The sequence below is a fragment of the Streptomonospora sediminis genome, assembly GCF_054778995.1.
Map to the genome: position 1 here is coordinate 117,069 of NZ_BAAGYZ010000021.1, position 19,193 is coordinate 136,261.

The 19,193-nt window shown below is 66.4% G+C and carries 15 protein-coding genes; 8 read left to right on the forward strand and 7 right to left on the reverse strand.

What is annotated here, in order from left to right:
* Positions 1–31: 31 nt before the first annotated feature.
* On the reverse strand, positions 32–1,738 hold the full coding sequence (locus tag ACYVD5_RS06065) for a DUF6119 family protein (RefSeq protein WP_460999911.1): 1,707 nt from the start codon (positions 1,736–1,738) through the stop codon (positions 32–34).
* Positions 1,739–1,904: 166 nt separating this feature from the next.
* Here ACYVD5_RS06065 and ACYVD5_RS06070 point away from each other — a divergent pair, with 166 nt between their 5' ends.
* From ACYVD5_RS06070 to ACYVD5_RS06080, 3 genes are all read left to right on the forward strand, one after another.
* The gene (locus ACYVD5_RS06070) at positions 1,905–3,962 is read left to right on the forward strand and encodes an N-6 DNA methylase (protein ID WP_460999912.1); all 2,058 of its coding nucleotides are present in this window, start codon (positions 1,905–1,907) and stop codon (positions 3,960–3,962) included.
* A 94-nt stretch (positions 3,963–4,056) separates the two neighbouring features.
* Entirely contained in the window at positions 4,057–6,054 is a 1,998-nt protein-coding gene (locus tag ACYVD5_RS06075; protein WP_460999913.1) for a type I restriction-modification system subunit M, read from the forward strand.
* Positions 6,054–7,295, forward strand: a complete 1,242-nt coding sequence (locus ACYVD5_RS06080; protein WP_461000043.1) for a restriction endonuclease subunit S — start codon at positions 6,054–6,056, stop codon at positions 7,293–7,295. Before ACYVD5_RS06075 ends, ACYVD5_RS06080 begins: the two co-directional genes overlap by 1 nt.
* 46 nt (positions 7,296–7,341) lie before the next feature.
* On the opposite strand, the gene ACYVD5_RS06085 is transcribed toward ACYVD5_RS06080, so the two are convergent.
* The gene (locus ACYVD5_RS06085; RefSeq protein WP_460999914.1) at positions 7,342–7,812 is read right to left on the reverse strand and encodes an ATP-binding protein; all 471 of its coding nucleotides are present in this window, start codon (positions 7,810–7,812) and stop codon (positions 7,342–7,344) included.
* A complete protein-coding gene (locus ACYVD5_RS06090) occupies positions 7,812–8,189 on the reverse strand; it encodes a hypothetical protein (protein WP_460999915.1) in 378 nt (125 codons plus the stop codon). Before ACYVD5_RS06090 ends, ACYVD5_RS06085 begins: the two co-directional genes overlap by 1 nt.
* A 198-nt stretch (positions 8,190–8,387) precedes the next feature.
* Here ACYVD5_RS06090 and ACYVD5_RS06095 point away from each other — a divergent pair, with 198 nt between their 5' ends.
* From ACYVD5_RS06095 to ACYVD5_RS06105, 3 genes are all read left to right on the forward strand, one after another.
* The gene (locus tag ACYVD5_RS06095) at positions 8,388–9,233 is read left to right on the forward strand and encodes a helix-turn-helix domain-containing protein (protein ID WP_460999916.1); all 846 of its coding nucleotides are present in this window, start codon (positions 8,388–8,390) and stop codon (positions 9,231–9,233) included.
* A 12-nt stretch (positions 9,234–9,245) separates the two neighbouring features.
* On the forward strand, positions 9,246–9,503 hold the full coding sequence (locus ACYVD5_RS06100; protein WP_460999917.1) for a DUF397 domain-containing protein: 258 nt from the start codon (positions 9,246–9,248) through the stop codon (positions 9,501–9,503).
* A 155-nt stretch (positions 9,504–9,658) separates the two neighbouring features.
* Complete coding sequence (locus tag ACYVD5_RS06105) at positions 9,659–11,863, forward strand: GmrSD restriction endonuclease domain-containing protein (protein WP_460999918.1); 2,205 nt, start codon at positions 9,659–9,661, stop codon at positions 11,861–11,863.
* 30 nt (positions 11,864–11,893) lie between these two features.
* On the opposite strand, the gene ACYVD5_RS06110 is transcribed toward ACYVD5_RS06105, so the two are convergent.
* Both ACYVD5_RS06110 and ACYVD5_RS06115 read right to left on the reverse strand, forming a co-directional pair.
* Positions 11,894–11,983, reverse strand: a complete 90-nt coding sequence (locus ACYVD5_RS06110) for a hypothetical protein (RefSeq protein ID WP_461000044.1) — start codon at positions 11,981–11,983, stop codon at positions 11,894–11,896.
* Positions 11,984–11,989: 6 nt separating this feature from the next.
* A complete protein-coding gene (locus ACYVD5_RS06115) occupies positions 11,990–12,232 on the reverse strand; it encodes a hypothetical protein (protein WP_460999919.1) in 243 nt (80 codons plus the stop codon).
* Between the two features lie 155 nt (positions 12,233–12,387).
* On the opposite strand from ACYVD5_RS06115, the gene ACYVD5_RS06120 reads away from it, so the two are divergent.
* Positions 12,388–15,489: a type I restriction endonuclease subunit R gene (locus tag ACYVD5_RS06120; protein ID WP_460999920.1), complete on the forward strand. Its 3,102-nt coding sequence runs from the start codon at positions 12,388–12,390 to the stop codon at positions 15,487–15,489.
* A 33-nt stretch (positions 15,490–15,522) separates the two neighbouring features.
* On the forward strand, positions 15,523–17,037 hold the full coding sequence (locus ACYVD5_RS06125) for a serine/threonine-protein kinase (RefSeq protein WP_460999921.1): 1,515 nt from the start codon (positions 15,523–15,525) through the stop codon (positions 17,035–17,037).
* 92 nt (positions 17,038–17,129) lie between these two features.
* On the opposite strand, the gene ACYVD5_RS06130 is transcribed toward ACYVD5_RS06125, so the two are convergent.
* Both ACYVD5_RS06130 and ACYVD5_RS06135 read right to left on the reverse strand, forming a co-directional pair.
* The gene (locus ACYVD5_RS06130) at positions 17,130–17,939 is read right to left on the reverse strand and encodes a protein kinase family protein (RefSeq protein WP_460999922.1); all 810 of its coding nucleotides are present in this window, start codon (positions 17,937–17,939) and stop codon (positions 17,130–17,132) included.
* A gap of 215 nt (positions 17,940–18,154) precedes the next feature.
* A complete protein-coding gene (locus tag ACYVD5_RS06135; protein ID WP_460999923.1) occupies positions 18,155–19,033 on the reverse strand; it encodes an alpha/beta fold hydrolase in 879 nt (292 codons plus the stop codon).
* Positions 19,034–19,193: the final 160 nt, after the last annotated feature.

The window sequence follows — 19,193 nt, forward strand, 5'->3', positions numbered from 1 at the left end:
GGCCCGCTCGGTCCGAAGTGGTACCGCCCAATCACCTGCTGTGGCTGATGGCCACGACCTCGACGGCGATTCCGCACCGGCGCAGCGCCACGGCAGTGCGGTACAGCTCGACCTGCGCCAGCGGGTAGAGACTGTCAACGGTGACATCGGAGTGCTTGGCCAACCGGATGGCGAACACGACGGTCCTCGGTTGAAAACCGGTGAGGTCGCGCTCGGGGTCGATGCGGGCCACGGCCTCAGCGAACCATTCGCGTGCCTGGCGCTCGTAGTGCAGGCTCTCCACAGCCGACTTGGCCTGATTGAACAGGTGACTCAGGCCCGCTGCTGACGACGCCTGCTTGACGTGGACCAGCTCATTGCCCGGCCCGAGAATGTCGCATAGCTCCACCCCGTTGCCGGAGTGGACCTCGGTGCGGGCGAGGTTCTTGTCCAGGCAGAGGTATCCGGATTGCGTCTCGCCGACGCGCCTGTTGTAGGCGGCTTCAGGGGACTCCTTGTCGTGCCGGTATGCCAGCCGGTCCGGCCAGACGGGGAGCTCCAGCGAGGAGCCGCACGCGAGGAGGTCGGCGACCTCGCGGCGCACTTCCTCCAGGTAGCGGGCGCCGTACTCGTACCAGCGCCCGTCCCGCAGCACGTACATCTCGCTGCCCGGCGACACCGTGGCATCGATCCAGTAGCACAGGTTGCGGTGCGTGGCGATCTCCCGCCGGCCGTCAGTGTCCTCGAACAGTTTGATCCACCCGTTCTTGAGGGCCTGGGCGAGTTTCCCCTTTCTCAGGGAGCGGAGCCGCGCCACCAGGTCCTCCACCCGGAGTTCGGCACGCAGCGGGCACGTCGCGGGTCCGATGCGGACCTGGAATGAACGCGCCTCGTCGAGCTGGTCGAAGATGTCCAGTGGCGGGGCGATCGCCAGCCCGATGGACTCCGGGTCGCGCAGCCCGTCCTCGACCAGCGACCAGAGCACCTCGATCTTCTCGGGAGAGCGGACCTCCTTGCGGTCTTTCAGGAACCGCATTTCCTCGTGCACCTGCCCGTCCTTCACCGTGGCGGCGATGAAGCGGATGTCGTTGACGAGGTCGGCTTGGTCGACACCGAGGTGGGTGCGGATCCCGTCCCCGCATTCGGCGAAGCGCGGGCGTTCGCCGCCCCGCGCGGCGGTGAGCTCGTTCAGCCCGCACTTGGCTTTGAGGCGGTTCACCAAGTCCCTTTCGTGCCGGAGGCCGAAGGTGCGCACCGCTTGGCCGCGCGGGATGTGGGTGCTGCCGTACCGGTTCGCGGTGTCCATGTCGCGGGTGTTCACAGTCGCCACCGTTGCCGGGTCGAGGGCGCAGGCGGCGAACGTGCGTCCGAACTCCGGGTCCCTGAGGTCCCTCGGGATGAAGTGGTATCCGCCGCCGTAGCTGAACGCATAGACGTGGTCGTCCACCGCGATGAGGACGGCAGCGACCGGCGAGGCCTTGCGCAAGTCCAGGTCGACCGCGGTGGTCCGGGCCGCGTCGGCCTGCCAGTCGGGCGGGTGTTCGCCGCCGCGCATCCCGTACAGGATCACCGCGGGCATGCCGTGGATGCGGGTCGTACTGAGGTCGAGCTGCCGGCGGGCGGTTCCGGCTTCGTCGAAGACGGCGCGCATGCTCTGCTCGTTCGTGTCCACATCGGTCAGCCGGTACAGCGTGACCTCGCGGACGCGGGCGGCGATTCGGGGCGGCTCCGGGGTGGAAAGTGCCGTTCCGGTTGTCATTGCGGTCTCCCGAGGGGAAGTTGCGGGACATGGTCGTGAACACGCCGCTGAACACATCATCAACGGCGACTCGGTCAATGTAGGACATGCTTGTGAACCTAGTCAACAGACAAAAAACTGTGCACGGGAGTTCCGCTGCTCATGCAGCCGCGATAGGGTCAACACCATGGCAAGTTCGGTGCCGGACACCAGCGACGGCGACACCCCGACCGTCAGCGCGGCCGAGATCGCACGCCTGGCGGGGGTGGGGCGCGCCGCGGTAAGCAACTGGCGGCGCCGATACGGCGATTTCCCTGCACCGGTGGGCGGCACGGACACCAGCCCTTCGTTCGACCTGCGTGAGGTGCGCGGCTGGCTGAAGCAGCAGGGCAAGCTCGACCAGGCGCCGAGCGTGGAGTCGGTGTGGCAGCTCATGGACGCCGCGCGGGGTCGGCTGGACACCGCCGACGCGGTTGCGTACACGGGTGCGGCCCTGCTGGTGGCGACCTCGGAGCGCGAAACAGCGGAAATGGCGGACGCCGAGCTGGACGACCGTATCCGCGCGGTGTTCACAGCCGTTCCCGGCATTGGGGCTCCGGAGCTTCCCCCTGTTCACACGTTCCGGCCCGCACTGGACGGGATAACGGAGCTGGCCCGCAAGGAGGGCGGCCCGCCAGAGGCGTTCGAGCGGCTCTACAAGCGCTTCCTCACCTCGGTCACCCGCCATTTCACGGCCACCCCTGAAGACCTGGCCGAGCTGATGGTGGAGCTCGCCGGCCACCCCGGCGGCACCGTGTTCGACCCGGCGTGCGGCGCGGCCACCCTGCTGCGCACGGCGTTCCTGCGCGGCCGGGGGGTGCATCCAGTCGGGCAGGAGTTAACCACGGGGTTGGCACGGCTCGGCCGGGTGCGGCTGGCATTGGCCGGCGCCGAACCCTATATCCGCGCGGGTGACTCGCTGCGGGAGAACAACTTCCCCGACCTGCGCTCCGACGCAGTGCTGGTGAACCCACCGTTCAACCAGCGGGACTGGGGTGTGGGGGAGCTGGAGTTCGACGCCCGCTGGGAGTACGGGCTGCCGGCGAAGGGCGACTCGGAGCTCGCCTGGGTGCAGCACGCACTCGCCTGTGCCCGGCCCGGCGGCGCGGTCGTCGTGGTCCTTCCGCCAGGCGTGGCGTCGCGGCGGTCCGGTCGCCGGATCCGGACGGAACTGCTGCGCCGGGGCGCGCTGCGCGCGGTGGTCGCGCTGCCCGCAGGACTCGCGCCCCCGATGGGCGTTCCCCTCACGCTGTGGGTGCTGCGGCGCCCTGTCGAGAACGAGCCCGCGCCCTCCGAGGTGCTGCTGGTGGATGCCGCCGCGGCGATCGCCGAGCCCGCGTGGCCGGAGGTGCGCGAGGCGGTGCTGGACGCTTATGAGCCGTTCGCGGCCGGCCGGGGGGTCGGCGGCGAGGAGGGCGGGTACTGGCGGGCGGTGCCGGTGGTCGGCCTCCTCGGCGAGGACGTGGACCTCACCCCGGCCCGGCACCTCACTGCGGCCGCTCCCGATGTGTCCGGGCTCGGTGCGGCCCGGGAGTCCGCGGTCGAGCTCGCCGGTCGGCTCCCGGGACTGCTGCCGCGGGTCGCCGAGGCCTCACCGGGGTCACGGGCCACGGTGTCCGTGCATGATCTGGTGCGCCGCGGGCAGGTCGAGCTGCTCTGGACACCGTCGCACCGCCGCGGGGAGGAGGACGCCGGACCGGATGCGCTTCTCGCGTTCACGGAGCGGGATGTGCTCTCCGGTGGGCCGCCGTCGCAGCGGATACCGGAGGGTGTGGACGCCGTGCGAGTACGGGCGGGTGATGTGCTGGTGACGCGCGCGATGATCCTCCACCCGGCAACCCGGGTGGTCGCAGACACCGAAGCGGGAACTCCCGTCTCGGGCAGCGTGGTGGTCGTGCGCCCGGACCCCGACGCGGTCGACTCGTGGTTCCTGGCCGCCGTGTTCAACGGCTCCGAGGTGGCGCAGCGCTCCTCCCCATCGCGCCGCTCCTCCATCATCAACGTCCGGCGGGTGGAGTTGCCGCGTCTGCCGCTGCTCGACCAGCAGCGGATCGGGGCGGCCTTCCGCCGGCTGGAGGAGTTCCGCGCCACTCTGGACCGGCTGTACCGGGCGGGTGGCGAAGCGCGGCGCACGATGGTCGACGGCCTGGTCTACGGCGCGCTCCGCCCGGTGGAAGACGGGCCGGATGGCGCTTCCGACAGATGATCGGCGCCGACTCGGCGGAAACCGGTCGCGCCTGTCGTAGCCGTCTCGCAGACTTTCCCTGTCCCCTCTTCGTTCTTGGTAAGGAAAACCCGCCATGAGTTCTGAGCACCAGCGGCTCGCCGGTTTCCTCTGGTCGGTGGCCGACCTGCTGCGCGGCAGCTACAAGCAGTCGGAGTACGGTCGGGTGGTCCTGCCGTTCACCGTGCTGCGGAGGCTGGAGTGCGTGCTGGAGCCGCACAAGGCCGCCATCATCGAGAAGCGCGACGAGCTCAAGGAGAAAGGGATCGAGAACCGGGAGCGCCAGCTCCTGTCGTTCGTACGGCCGCTGGGGTTGGGCTTCTTCAACGAGTCGAACCTGAGCCTGACGAGGATCGTGGGGTCCGAGACCGACGAACATGTGATCGCGCGGAACCTGCGCACTTACGTCGGTGGTTTCTCTTCGACGGCCGCGGACATCTTCGAGCACTACGACTTCACCAACCAGATCGCCCGGTTGGAGAAGTCGAAGCTGCTGTACCAGGTGGCGGGCAGGTTCGCCGACCCAAGATTGGACCTAAGTCCGGAGCGGGTGTCCAACCACCAGATGGGCTACCTGTTCGAGGAGTTGATCCGCAGGTTCTCCGAGATCTCCAACGAGACCGCCGGTGAGCACTTCACCCCGCGCGAGGTCATCAACCTGATGGTGAAGCTGCTGCTGTCGCCGGACGAGGCCGAGCTGCTAACCCCAAACAGGGTTTTCACCGTGCTGGACCCGGCGTGCGGAACCGGGGGCATGCTCACCGCCGCCGAGGACTTCATCACCGAGCACAACCCGCACGCGACCGTGAAGCTGTTCGGCCAGGAGATGAACCCGGAGTCCTACGCGATCAGCCGCTCCGACATGCTGATCAAAGGTGAACAGGCCGACAACATCAAGCTCGGCAACTCCTTCACCGCCGACAAGCATGCCGCACGGTCGTTCAGTTACCTGCTGGCCAACCCGCCGTTCGGGGTGGAGTGGAAGCAGGCCCGCGCTGAGGTCGAGGCCGAGCACGAGAACAAGGGGTACCGGGGCCGGTTCGGGGCGGGGTTGCCCCGGATCAACGACGGTTCGCTGCTGTTCTTGCAGCACATGATCCACCACATGCGCACACCCGAGGAGGGGGGCGCGCGCGTGGCGATCGTGTTCAACGGTTCCCCGCTGTTCACGGGAGGTGCGGATTCGGGCGAGTCCAATATCCGCCGGTGGATCCTGGAGAACGACTGGCTGGAGGGCATCGTGGCCCTGCCGGACCAACTCTTCTACAACACGGGGATCTCCACGTACTTCTGGATCCTGTCGAACAAGAAGGATGCGGCCCACAGGGGCAGGGTGATCCTGCTGGACGCCCGCGAAGAGTGGGAGAAGATGCGCAAGAGTCTCGGCGACAAGCGCAAGCTCATTCCGGACGACCGGATCACGGAGTTGACGAAGCTGTACGTGAACGCCCTCTCCGAGGCGGAGTCGGACCCGCGGGTGAAGGTGTTCCGGCCGAAGGATTTCGGGTACCGCCGGATCACGGTCGAGCGCCCGCTGCGGCTGCGTTTCGAGGTGACCGAGGAGGCACTGGCCGAACTGGAGGCCAACAAGACCCTCGCCAAGGACACCGATCTGCGGGAGAAGATTCTCGCCGCGCTGCACCCTTTGGCGAGCCGGGAGCCGATCTACAGCAAGGCCGACTTCGACGCCGCGCTGAAGGCCGCTTACGCCGACGCGGGGCTGACCGGCATCCCGGCCGCTGTTACCAAGCAGGTGTGGAACGCAGTCAGCGTCAGCGATCCGGAAGGCGAACTGCAGAAGGATAAGAAGGGCGATGTCCTTCCGGATACGGATTTGCGGGACAACGAGAATGTTCCGCTGGACGAGGACATCCACGCGTACTTGGAGCGCGAGGTTCTGCCGCACGTGCCTGACGCCTGGATCGACGAGAGTAAGACGAAGGTGGGGTACGAGATCCCCTTCACCAGGCATTTTTATGAGTACATACCGCCGAGGCCGTTGGAAGAGATCGACACGGAACTGAAGGAGCTTGAAGGGGAGATCCAGCGGTTGTTGGGGGAGGTGACGGAGTGATGTGGTCGAGCGTTCGCCTAAAATACATAGCCAGACTAACAGCCGGCGGAACCCCAAAATCAGACGTAGAAGAATACTGGTCCGATGGCGACCATGGCTACCCCTGGGTTTCCATCTCTGACATGTCGACCCACGATAAGGTCACTGACACGAATAACCGGATCACCAAGAAGGGGTTAGTCGCCGCGCGACTCAGGCCCTCCTCACCCAAAACACTACTTTTCAGTATGTACGCCAGCTTAGGCCATACTGCTTGGCTTGAACCGAGCGGAACTTGGAACCAGGCAATCCTTGGCATCACCCCGAACGGAACAGTCGATGGACGCTTTCTCAATTATGCATTAATAAGCATCCGCCCCAATATCCATCAATTCGCGCGCAGCAACACGCAATCAAACCTCAACGCGGAACAAGTTGGCAACCTCACCCTACCCATGCCTAGCATGGACGAGCAGCGCCGCATCGCCGATTTTCTCGACGCCGAGACAGCACGGATTGATCGCCTTACACACGCACGAGCACGTCAGATTGAACTTCTCAAAAACCGTTTGCAATCTCGCAATTCACAGAAATTCAATCACCTAAGCATCTATCACCCAACCGCGCGATTCAAGCACGCACTTTTAGGAATCGAACAGGGATGGTCTCCTGATTGTTACAACACCCCTGCAAAGCAAGAAGAGTGGGGCGTACTCAAATCAGGGGCGGTCAACAACGGATCTTTCGATCCAGAAAACAACAAGAGACTCCCAGTAGATATCGCCCCTAAAGTTCGTTATCGCATCCGCAAAGGCGATCTCCTCATGTCTAGAGCCAGCGGATCATTAGACCTGATCGGGAGCATCGCCGTAGTCCCCGATATAGAGAAAAATCTACTTCTTTGCGACAAAATATATCGGCTCTACACCGACAACACTAAAGTACTACCTGAGTACATGGCATTTATCGCATCCTCACCCCAGGTTCGCGATCAAATCAAGAATGGAACTTCAGGAGCAGGAGGACTTGCAAACAACCTTCCTTCCGGTGTTATCCGTTCTCTTTCTTTGCCCCTCCCTCCCCTTGAATGCCAAAGAGAAGTCGTTCAAAGAGAACGAGACCACCAGGAAGCACAACAAGGGCTACAGAAGGCAATCCACGACCAGCTCTCTCTCCTCACTGAACGCCGCCAGGCGCTCATCACTGCCGCTGTGACCGGCCAGCTCGATGTCATGACAGCGGGGCGGGCGGCCGTGGGGTGACGCTGGGGCGTGGACGACGGCCGCCGTGCCGGACAGGGAGTCGGGGTCAGCGTCGGCTACTGGTGTGGAAGTGGGCCCAGGTGACCATCGGGCCGGTGTAGTCGTCGGGAGCAGGGGTGTGGACGCCGCAGCACGGGTCGGCATCGGCCGGCACGCGGCCCCAGCCGTGGGATAGGGCCGCGGCGAGGACCAGGCCGCAGCCGCCGGGGCGCATCGGTTCGACGGGCCGACGCTCGGCGCGGGTGGTGGCCTGGCCCTGGTCGATCACTTCCAGATGGAGGACACCGGCCGCCAGACCCACCAAGCCCACATCCACCTCGCCGTCGGGGCGGCCTGAGGCGGTGTGGCGCAGGGCGTTGCTGAAGAACTCGCTGGCGACCACTTCCACGGCGTCGGCCACGTCGTGGAAGTCGCGCACCAGCGCCTGCACCCAGAGGCGGGCCTCGCGGCACTGCTCCGCCGCGCCGGGAAAGGACCGGTAGGCGCTGAGCGTGAACGGGGAGAGTACGTCTTCCATCACGCCACCTCCGCGAACGCGCCCGAGGCGGCTTGCGCGGCCTGCTTACCGCGTGCGCGAGGGCGGCGGCTGAACAGATCCCGGACTTTTCCCGCGCCGCCCCGGCCCACCGGGCGGAGCCCGGCGAGGATCGCGGCAGCCTCGCGCGGCGAGTCCGCCGGAGCCTGACCGTTCCGGCCCCAGATGAACCACCAGGAATCCCCCAGCCACATGGCCACGACGGCGACCCGGCGACCGTCGGGGCCGACGGTGTAGAGCACCGGGTGATCCGAATCGGCCAGCGCCACCAGCGCCGACCCACCGACCTTGTGCACCTCCTGCTGGAGCTGGTTGAGGAGATGGCGCCGCGTCGACCCGAGTGTTGTTGAAGACGGCATGGGAGTACCTCCGTAGGGGTGAGGACAAGCCTTCACCTCAGATAGAATCAGCTAGAGAATCGATTCTCAAGGTAATTCAGGTAGTTTTCACGGACGTACACCGAGAAGCAAGCTGTAACTGTCGGTAACAGGCAACTGATCACAGGCGACTGTGGTCGCTAGGCTCTACCCGATGCTTGCGAGCCTGGGAGGGACTGGATGCAGGGCGGACAACCAACGGTCGCTGGACGCGGTCTCGGAGCCGAGCTGCGCTCTATACGAGAAGAGCGCAACCTAAGCAGTCGCAAAGTGGCGAACCAACTGGGGTGGCCTCAGTCAAAGGTCTCCAAGATCGAGAACGGCAAGCAAGGCGTTACCCCTGCCGATGTCGCCTCTCTACTGGCCATCTATGCAGTGACCGGCTTCGAGAGAGACCGCCTCGTCGCGAAGGCCGAGAAGGCCGATGAGCCCGGCTTCTTCGAATCTCAGGGCGGCCTGTCGCGAGAGTCGCGAACGCTCATCCAGCTCGAATCAGAAGCCGTCAGCCACTTCAACTTCGAGCCCCTGGTCATACCTGGACTACTGCAAACGCCGGACTACACACGTGCCATCATGCAAGCGGCCGGTGTCCCTGAGGAGGAAACGGAAGTCCGTGTAGCAGCCCGCATGGGACGCCAGGCTCTGCTGAGCCGGGAACATCCCCCGAAGTTTGAGTTCGCGATCGACGAAGGCGCCCTACGGCGCAACATCGTGCCCCCGCGCTTGCTCGCTCGCCAGCTACGCCATGTCATCGAGGCATCCGAGCGCCCCCATGTGACCATCTGGACCCTCCCGCTAGCGCTCGGCGCGCACACAGGTCTCGACGGCTCTTTCGGGGTGATCGAACTCCCCAAGGGCAAGTCCGTGGCCTACCTCGAACACAAGATCTCTGGAACCTTCCTGGAAGAGACTCACGAGGTCGAGTTCTACCGGGCCGAGGCCGATAGGCTTAGACAATCCGCACTATCTCCGGATGAATCGGTCGCTTTCATCGCAGCGATCGCTGAAGAGCAAGCCCCCGAATGAAAGGCAGAGCCCATGCGCGCCTCCGAGCACCCAGCACTTGAGTGGCGCAAGAGCTCCTACAGCGGCTCCAACATGAACTGCCTCGAATGCTCCAGCGCCACCTGGCACGTCTCCTCCTACAGCGGTCGCGAGGTCAACCGCGTCGAGTACGCCCACCTCCCCTCCTCGGTCGTCGTGCGGGACTCCAAGCACCCGCAGGCGGGGCATCTGGCCTTCTCCGGTTCCGAGTGGTCGGCGTTCCTCACCGCGGTGAAGGACACCCGCCTGTAGAACTTCGACTCGTCATCCGAATACCGATGGCTCGGGAGTCGAAGTGGCCGGATCGGGCCAGCAACCGGGATTCGCTCCTCCGGTAGACGGGGTACGACGATCAGCGATCAGCATCCCCTGTGCAGCGCGTCGATCAACGAGGAGCGTCGCCCGGCATGGCCGAATCCCCCGTCAGTGGTCACGGTTTCACCATCGAGCAGCTTTTCTCCGGGCAGCGGTTCGGACTGGACTACTACCAGCGTGAGTACGTCTGGTCCCGCAAGCACGTCGACTCCCTCGTCGAGGACCTGTACCAGCGGTTCGCCGCCTCGTGGCACCCCGAGCACAGCAGGTCCCAGACGTCCGAGTACGCGCCGTACTTCCTCGGGCCGTTCGTGTACTTCGAAGAGGGTGAGACCACCTACCTCGTCGACGGCCAGCAGCGCATCACCACGCTCCACCTGCTGCTAATGCACCTCCGCCGACTGCTCGTCGAGCAGCAGATCGACGCCGACGACGACCTGAGCGAACTCGACAAACTCATCCGGATCTCCAAACACGGCCGGCGCACCTACACCATCGCGATCGACGAGCGGAGCGCACTACTCGACTCCATCTATAAGGGACGCCCCTACAACCTCCCGAAGAACGCCACACCCTCGGTGATCAACCTCTACGAACGCGCCCGCGACCTCGACGAGACCTTCCCGCCCGAGCTCCGCGGCGAAAGCCTCCTCCCCTTCCTGGACTGGCTCCGCGACCGCGTGTGCCTCGTCGGTATCAAGGCCGACAGCCGCGAACAGGGCTGGGAGATCTTCAAGACGATGAACGACCGGGGCGTCAAGCTCGACCCCGTCGAACTGCTGAAGGGCTTCCTGCTCTCCCACGCCCGCGACCGTCACCAACTCGACGTGCAATGGCGCGCAATGCTCGCCCAGATCATCGCCAACGAGCCCCACACCCCCAGCGACTTCATCACTGCCATGCTGACCGCCAAGTACGCCGATCTCTCCGACACCGGACCGGGCAACGACACCGACAGGATCGGCACGGCGGCGCACGAATGGGTTCGCGAGAACCACGGCCGGCTCAGCCTGCACGGCGAGGACTCCTACCACCGCTTCGTCACCAACGAAATCTGCGGTCTCGCCGACCGGTACGCCTCCCTGCTACGCGCCGCGAAAGAGCCCTACAAGAACCGTGAGCCCATCTTCCACAACGCGGTGAACGGCCTCGACCAGCAGTACACCGCGATCCTCGCCACCGTCTCCCCCACCGACGACCTCGACGAGTTCTGGAAGAAGGCGGTCCTGGTCGCCGGTTACCTCGACCTCCTCTACGTTCGCCGCTTCGTGAACGACAAGGCGCGCCAACCCGAGGCCCTGGACGACGAGGTGGCCCATCTGGTGCCGCGGCTCCGCGATTGCCGAACCAGTGAGGACGTCAGGAACCTGCTCAGCCAGGAGATCGCCGGACTCGACGACGACTTCACCGGAATCACCGCGACCAAGTTCGGCCTGCGGCACGACAACAGGAAACAGGTGCGCTACCTGCTCGCCCGGGTCACCGCCTGGGTTGAGAAGGAATGCGGCAAACCCGACCCCCTCGCCAGCTACCTGGACCGGCAGCGTCCGTACGAGATCGAGCACATCTGGGCCAACAAGCCCGCGCGCTACCAGTCCGAGGCTCCCACACTCGCCAAGTTCAACGCCCACCGCGACCGGCTCGGCGCCCTGCTGCTCCTGGACAAGAGCGAGAACGCGAGTTACCGGGATGTTCCCCTCAGCGAGAAGATCGAGTCCTACCGCCAGCAGAACGTACTGGCCGCCTCCCTCCACCCGGGGTTCCACAGTGCCAGGAACCCCGGTTTCCGCAAGCTCCGCAGCAACAGGGAGTACGGGCTGGCGAAACTGTTCCAGAGCTACAAGGACGACACCGAGTTCACCGCGAAAGCCATCGACGAGCGCCAGAAGCTGTACCAGCGGCTGTGCGAACTGGTGTGGGCACCGGAGAACTACGGATTCAAGATCCCCAAGCACGTGACGCCCGAGCGGCGTGCCGCCCGGCGAGGCAAGGCGCGCTATGACGTCACCGTGGGAGAACTCATCCAGAACGGCTATCTGGCTGCCGGACAGGAGATTTTCGGCACACGCGCCGGTGAGCGCTACACCGCCACCGTCCTCGGCGACGGCCATGTGAAGGTCGACTCCGGGGAGATCTTCACCGCCGTCTCATCGGCGGCCATGTTCGTCCTGAACCGGCAGTCCGCCAACGGTTGGACCTTCTGGCACGCTAAGAAAGCCGGTGGAAAAGCCACGCTGAAAAGCGTCCGCGACGAAGCCCTGAAGGATGGCCTTCGGGACGAGACGGCACGTGACTAGTTCCTCCTTGCGAGTGCGGAACATTCCGCATCAGGTGCCGAACGACCCCTGCGGCGGCCACCGAAGGTAGGGGGTGGGCGGGAGTTCGACGATGCGCAGCCGCCGCAGCCTGAGACCCAGACGCGTCTACTCCTCGGCCACACCCCGGATGGCGGCGCGCTCGCTCTCGAAAATCTCCAGCGCACGGCGCCAGTCGCCGGAACAGAACGCCTCCCAGGCGGGGTCCCCGGACTCGTAGAAGAACTGCGTCCGTTCCAGTTTCCAGACCTCGCCGGTCATGGCCGGGTCCGCGCGCAGGGCGGCGGCGTCCGCACGGTAGGCGCGTCGGTCCAGGGAGGTGCCCTCAGCGGAACGGATGTCGTCAAACATCGGCGATGTCCTCCTTGGCGGCGCGCAGCACCGACCGGCCAAGCAGATGCATGACCGATTCACCCCGTTTCGCCGCCGTGGCCGTTGATCTCGGCCATACTGGGGGCTTCACGGCGGACCAAAAAAGAGCCTCGCGCGCCCAAGGAGCCTCCCGTATGCCCTCGCCGAAACCCCCGCACCACGAAGCGGCGTTCGAGACGGTCATCGTCGACTCGCTCACCGGGACCGGCGGATGGGTCGAAGGTTTCCAGCAGGACTACGACCGGCGGCTCGCGCTCGACACCCGGCGGCTGTTCCAGTTCCTGGGCCGCACCCAGCCCGACGAGTGCGAACGGCTCACCGAGCTCTACGGCGGCGACACCGAGGAATTCCAGCGGCGCTTCGCCGAACACGTCGCCCGCGAGATCGACCGGCGGGGAGCCCTCGACGTGCTGCGGCACCCCGTCAAAGACCGCGGAGTGCAGATACGGCTCGCGTTCTTCAAACCCGCCGGCGCGGGAGCCGCCGACGCCCACGCCGAATACGACGCCAACCTCCTTACCGCCACCCGGCAACTGCACTACTCCGCGAAAGCCCCGGAGAAGTCCCTCGACCTTGTGCTGTTCTGCAACGGGATACCGGTCGCCACCGCCGAGTTGAAAAACCCCCTCACCGGGCAGACCGTGGAACACGCCAAACGGCAGTACCGCACCGACCGCGACCCCCGCGATCCCCTACTGCGCAACCGCGCTCTGGTGCACTTCGCGGTCGACACCGACGAAGTGCACCTCACCACGCGGCTCGCCGGCGACGCCACCGCCTTCCTCCCGTTCAACGCCGGTTCCAGAGGCCCCGGTGTCTCCGGCGGCAAAGGCAACCCGCCGGCCGGACCCTCCGGGTATGCCACGGGCTACCTGTGGGAGCAGATCTGGCAACGCGACACCTGGCTCGACCTGCTGCGCCGGTTCCTGCACCTGGAACTGCCGGCGAAAGGCGCCAAAGCACCCCCGCATGAACGTCGGCTCGTTTTCCCGCGCTACCACCAGTGGCACGCCGTTGACCGGCTCACCGACCACGTCGCCCGGCACGGCAGCGGCCACAACTACCTCGTCCAGCACTCCGCCGGCTCCGGCAAGTCCAACACCATCGCCTGGCTGGCGCACCGGCTGTCCACTCTGCACACGGTGCCCGACCCCGCCGACCTCGGCCCCGGGACCGGGCTGGGCGCCGACGAGCTGGTGTTCGACAAGACCATCGTGGTCACCGACCGCTCCGTTCTGGACAAGCAACTCGGCGACACCATCTACCAGTTCGACCACACCCCCGGTGTGGTCAAACGCATCACCACCACTGACGGCAGCAAGTCCGGCCAGCTCGCGGCGGCGCTCACCGACGCCACCACGAAGATCATCATCGTGACCCTGCAGACCTTCCCCCATGTGCTGGAACAGGTCACCGCGCTGCGCGGGAACCGGTATGCGATCGTCGCCGACGAAGCCCACTCCTCCCAGTCCGGCGACTCCGCCTCAGCTATGAAGCGGGCCCTGCGCAAACTCGGCAGTGACGACATCGACGCCGACGGCGACCCGCTGACCGCCTCGGCGCTGGCGCGCGGCCGCCACCCGGAGCTGTCGTTCTTCGCGTTCACCGCCACCCCGAAACCCAAAACCCTCGAACTGTTCGGCACCCCCGATCCGGTGACGGGCTCCCCCGAGGCTTTCCACGCCTACTCGATGCGCCAGGCCATCGAGGAAGGCTTCATCCTCGACGTGCTCGGCAACTACATCACCTACGCCAACTACTTCCGACTGGCCGGGCCCGACACAGAGGACCACGAAGTCGACACCAAGAAAGCCCGCTCGGCGCTGGTGCGGTTCGCGATGCTCAGCCCGGAAAGCATGCAGCAGCGCGCCGAAGTCATCGTGGAGCACGTACACCGGGACACCCGGCACCGCATGGGCGGCCGCGGCAAGGCGATGGTCGTCACCGGGTCGCGCAACCACGCCGTGAAGCTCTACCGGGCCATCACCGAGTACACGGCGACACTCGGATACCGCGATTGCAGGGCGCTCGTCGCGATCTCCGGCGAACTGGAGGTTGATGGGAACCCCGACGACAAGGTCACCGAAACCACTCTCAACGGATTCGGCGAGAAGGAACTCCCCGAACGGTTCGGCTACACGCGCGCCGACGACCCCGACGCCCCGGCGAACGGCAAACCCGAATACCGCATCCTCATCGTGGCCGACAAGTACCAGACCGGCTTCGACCAGCCGCTACTCACCACGATGTTCGTGGACCGCAAACTCACCGGCGTGCAGGCGGTACAAACCCTGTCGCGGCTGAACCGCACCCACCCCGCCAAAAGCCAGGACGACCTGTTCGTCCTCGACTTCGCCAACGACGCCGAGGACATCCGCAAGTCCTTCCAGCGGTACTACGAGACCACCCTGACCACCCCCACCGACCCAAACCTGCTCTACACGGCCGAACGCGAGGTCATGGAGCACCAACTGCTGGTCGAGCACGAACTCGCCGACTTCGCCGAAGCGTTCGCAGCCGCCGACCGCTCCCCCGTCGAAGGCCGCGAACGGCAGCGCCTGCACGCGGAGATGAACCGGCACACCGAACCCGCCGCAAAACGGTTCGTCCGGCTGCAGGAGGAGGACCCCGATGCCGCGGAGTCCTTCCGCGCAGCCCTGCGGGACTTCGTCCGGATGTACGCCTTCCTCGCCCAGATCGTGCCGTTCACCGACAGCGGGCTGGAGCGGTTGTTCCAGTACGGCAAGCTGCTGCTGAACCGACTGCCCAACCGCAAGGAGGAATCCGACATCGACCTCTCCGGGACCGCCGTCGAGCAGTTCCGGCTCAAGCAGACCGGTGTGCACGACGAACGCCTGACCTCCGAGGGCGCGCAGGTGCTGCCAGGGTTCTCCGAAGGCGGGAGCGGCACCGCCGAAGAACCGGAAACGGGTTCCCTGCAGGAGCTCATCGACGAACTCAACAAGAAGTACGGCGGGCACGCGCAACCGGGCGACATGGGCGACCCCCTCAACGCGGTCCTCGTCGAACCCGGGATGGCCAACTCCGCCGACGCCAACAGCGAGGAGGACTTCGGCCTGGTATTCGACACCGCCTTCGAGGACAAGGTGTACGAGGCCGCCGAGAGCAGGACCGAATTCCTCCGGATGTTCAGCGACAATGACGAATACCGGGAGGAGTTCGTGCGCAAGGCCCGCGGACGCGCCTATCGGCGGCTGCGCCGCGACGCCGCCTGACCGCCCCCTGTACCACGGAAACACGGCCATTCGATGTTCCAGCAACGCGTCATCGCCGACCGCTACGAACTGACCACCCCCATAGGCCGAGGCGGCATGGGCGTGGTCCTCCGCGGCTACGACCGCCGGCTCGACCGCCGGATCGCGGTGAAACTGATGAGCCGGAAGCACCTGAGCACCACCGACACGCAGGCCGACGTCCTGGTCGAACGCTTCCTGCGGGAAACCAGGATGACCGCCCGCGTCGAGCATCCGGGCGTCCCGGCCGTCTACGACGCCGGAACCGAGAACGGGGAGCTGTACCTCGTCATGCAGCTCGTGGAGGGGCAGAACCTCGGCGATATCCTCGCGCAGCGGGGCCCGCTGCCCGTAGAGAGCGCGGCCGCCATCGGGGCGCAGCTCGCCTCCGTCCTCGCCGCGGCACACTCCGGCTTCCTAGTGCACCGCGACATCAAGCCCCCCAACGTCATGCTGGGCCCCGACGGCGCCGTGAAACTCCTCGACTTCGGCATCGCGATCCTGCTCGATCCGAGCATCTCCCGGCTCACCCGAAGCCACGAGGCCCTCGGCAGCGCACCATACATGGCTCCCGAGTTGTGTGACGGCGGGGACGCCACCGCGCGCACCGATCTGTACGCGCTGGGCTGCCTGATGTTCGAAGTGCTCACCGGCCGTCCCCCATTCACCGGCGCACACACAGCGGCGCTGATATACCAGCAGGTGCACACCGCCCCGCCCTTTCTGGGCGAGTTCCGCGACGACGTCCCCGCGCCGCTTGCCGCGCTCCTGGCCGACCTCCTCAGCAAGGAGCCGACCGACCGCCCGGCCGATGCCGGCGAGGTGCTCACCCGGCTGGCTCCGTGCCTACCGGCCCCGCGGCCGGTGGGAACCCCCGACACGAGCGCAGAGCACGACCCGACCCGCCCGTTCCGGTACCCGTTCACACCCCGTTCCCGAACCGGCAGCGACACCGCGCGGGCAGCCGCTCCTCCCTTCCCTGCGCCGTATCCGACCGGGCCGATCGACCCGGATCAGGTGTACGAGGAGGTGGACCGACTCGTGGACGACCAGCGTTTCGTCCAGGCCGGCGACGTCCTCTCCGACGCGCTCGCAAACGCGGAGCAGCTGCCCGACGATGTCTGTCTGCGGTTCACCCGTATGCGGGCCGACGCGTGGCTCTACGCCCGCCGCATTGAACAGGCCGAGCGGGAGTATCGGCGCCTGCTCCCGCTGCTCATCGAGCAGCACGGCGAGGGGGCGCGCGACGTCATGGCCTGCCGGGACGCTCTAGCCGCGTGTCTGGTCGACCTGGACCGCTACGCCGAGGCCATCGAGGTGCTGCTCGACCTGCTGGACAACCACCGCACGCTCGGCGAGGAGGAGACAGAGGACGCCCTTGAAATCCGCTTCGAACTCGCCCGCACCCACGCGGAACTGGGCGAGCTCGAGAACGCCCGGAACCGGCTGCGCGACCTCCACGACGACGCCGTGCGCGTCCTGGGACCTGATCACCCCCTCACTAGAAAGGTGCAGCGATTGCTGCATTAACGTTGAACGGGAATCGCCCTCAAGGAAGAACCAGCTATCCGGGGCGGCGGCGGATTGCCGGCCGGCGCCAGCGGGCGTGCTGCCCCGGTGCCTCAAACCGCCGCGTCCCAGGCCTCGGCGAGCGCGCGGACGGAGGGGTACCGGTCCTGCGGCCGCTCCGCGGTCGCCTTCTCGACGACGGCGCGCTGGTCGGCGGTGCCGCGCCAGTGTTTCTCCTCGTCGCCGGCGTCGAGGAGGAGGCGGAGGGCACGGCCCAGGGTGAACACCGTCGTCCGGATATCGACGACCGAGCCCCGCACGAACTCCTCCGGGGCCATGTAGCGCCTGGAACCCGGAAGCCGCTCCGCCTCAAGGGTGAACGGGCCGGGCCGGTACTCGTCCAGGTCGCACAACACCATCCGGTGCGCGTCGAAGTCGTAGAGCATGCAGCCGTCGTAGAAGTCGACCGCCACGAACCCGGCCTGCTCCACCGCGATGTGGGCACTCAGCACGGATTCCAGGACCGCGTGTATGCGGGGAGTCGGGAGCCTGCGGAAGCGGGACAGCGGGCTGTTGGCCTCGCCCCGTCCTCCGCGGTGTTTCCGTGTCGGGTGATAAAGCACCTCGCCGGTGAACCACGGGTACACGAGCACAAGTCCGTCGTCGGTGGTGAAGGAGTGCAGCAGCGGGGCGATGGCGGGATGGGCGACGGCCTGGTGCACCGCGATCGCCCGGCGCAGTGCGGAGACGCCGCCGGGAGTCGAGGCGCTCTTGACGAACCAGCGCCGCCCGGCCGCGGCCACCCCGTAGGAGACGCATCCCGAGTCCTGCTCGGCGAACGTGCGGAAGACGCGGCCCGCTTGCGCGAGATGGGGCTGGAGCGCAGAGACGTGCGTGAGGCCGGAGAACGGGTGTGTCGCCATTCCCCGAATACTGCCACCGGCGGCGTGGCGGCGTCGGTGCAGCCGCTCATGCACCGCGGTGCCGCGCGGCTGCGGGCGCCTTCCCTATCGGTGCGGACAAGAGCGGAGCCCGCAACCGCATCGAGCCGTGGCGATGGCGGTCCGCACAGGCGAGGCCCGTGCGGTGTTCGAACGCGCCGCGCCGATGATCAGGGCCGGAGGCCGTTTCACCGCTCTCACCGCCGGTCCAGGAACGTACGCACGACCGCGGCCAGCTCATCGGGGACCTCCTCGGCCAGGTCGTGGCCTGCGTGGAAGACGTGGCCGACGACGTCGCGGGCGAGCAGCCGCATCTGCGCCTCGTTCTCGCTGCCGATGAACGCATCGCCACCGACCGCCAGCACCGGAATGTCCAGCTTCTCGGCAGCCGCTGCACGGTTCTGTTCGGCATCAGTGAGCATCGCGCGGTAGATGGCGAGCATCGACCGGATGCCGCCCGGCATCGAGTAGCAGCGGACGTATTCCTCGATCGCGTCCGGGGAGGCGCTGTCAGGACGGCTGCGCTCCTGCTTGATCATGTAGGTGATCAGGTCACGCTCGTGCCCGGCGATCAGCATCTCCGGCACGTCCGGCTGGTTGTAGAACCCCAGGTGCCACAAGAACATCCCTTCATACAGATTCTCCCGGGTCAGTGCGGCGTGATCCTCGAAGCCGAACCCGGGCAGGCGCGCCTCGGCGAAGACAAGCGAGGCGACGTTCGCGCGGTGCCGCGCAGCCAGTTGGTAGCCGATGGCGGCGCCCCAGTCTTCGCCGACCACGCTGTAGGCCGGGTGTCCGAGTCGGGCCATCAGCTCGGCGATGTCGTCGCTCATGGTCGCGGAGTCGTAGCCGCCGTCGGGGTGGGCGGAGTCGCCGAGTCCGCGGAGGTCGGGGACGACGACGGTGTGGTCGGTCGTCAGGTGTGGGACGAGGTGCCGCCAGTGGTAGCCCGTTTTCGGTACTCCGTGCAGCAACACCACGGCGGGGCCGGAACCGCCTACTCGGACGTGCAGGCTCGTTCCGTTGACGGCGACGCGATCGGTGCGGAGGGGCGCTCCGGCATGGTCCACGATCATGTTTCTCATCCTTTCCCGGTGTGCTCGGCGGTGGGCGGTGCCTTCCGGCACGGCCCTCCGATCGGAGGAATCTCTGAAATATAGATAAGTCAGTCTAGAATTCGGGCGCGCAGAGCCTGGTCCCGGTATCGAGAGGTGGTCGGAAGCGGGCGGGGACTCC

Bases quoted from the DNA above. Each gene is read 5' to 3' on its own strand.
- ACYVD5_RS06125 (WP_460999921.1), top strand. From the start codon at position 15,523: ATGTTCCAGCAACGCGTCATCGCCGACCGCTACGAACTGACCACCCCC.
- ACYVD5_RS06130 (WP_460999922.1), bottom strand. From the start codon at position 17,939: ATGGCGACACACCCGTTCTCCGGCCTCACGCACGTCTCTGCGCTCCAG.
- ACYVD5_RS06085 (WP_460999914.1), bottom strand. From the start codon at position 7,812: ATGGAAGACGTACTCTCCCCGTTCACGCTCAGCGCCTACCGGTCCTTT.
- ACYVD5_RS06090 (WP_460999915.1), bottom strand. From the start codon at position 8,189: ATGCCGTCTTCAACAACACTCGGGTCGACGCGGCGCCATCTCCTCAAC.
- ACYVD5_RS06135 (WP_460999923.1), bottom strand. From the start codon at position 19,033: ATGATCGTGGACCATGCCGGAGCGCCCCTCCGCACCGATCGCGTCGCC.
- ACYVD5_RS06100 (WP_460999917.1), top strand. From the start codon at position 9,246: ATGCGCGCCTCCGAGCACCCAGCACTTGAGTGGCGCAAGAGCTCCTAC.
- ACYVD5_RS06120 (WP_460999920.1), top strand. From the start codon at position 12,388: ATGCCCTCGCCGAAACCCCCGCACCACGAAGCGGCGTTCGAGACGGTC.
- ACYVD5_RS06080 (WP_461000043.1), top strand. From the start codon at position 6,054: ATGTGGTCGAGCGTTCGCCTAAAATACATAGCCAGACTAACAGCCGGC.
- ACYVD5_RS06075 (WP_460999913.1), top strand. From the start codon at position 4,057: ATGAGTTCTGAGCACCAGCGGCTCGCCGGTTTCCTCTGGTCGGTGGCC.
- ACYVD5_RS06105 (WP_460999918.1), top strand. From the start codon at position 9,659: ATGGCCGAATCCCCCGTCAGTGGTCACGGTTTCACCATCGAGCAGCTT.
- ACYVD5_RS06095 (WP_460999916.1), top strand. From the start codon at position 8,388: ATGCAGGGCGGACAACCAACGGTCGCTGGACGCGGTCTCGGAGCCGAG.
- ACYVD5_RS06115 (WP_460999919.1), bottom strand. From the start codon at position 12,232: ATGTTTGACGACATCCGTTCCGCTGAGGGCACCTCCCTGGACCGACGC.
- ACYVD5_RS06065 (WP_460999911.1), bottom strand. From the start codon at position 1,738: ATGACAACCGGAACGGCACTTTCCACCCCGGAGCCGCCCCGAATCGCC.
- ACYVD5_RS06070 (WP_460999912.1), top strand. From the start codon at position 1,905: ATGGCAAGTTCGGTGCCGGACACCAGCGACGGCGACACCCCGACCGTC.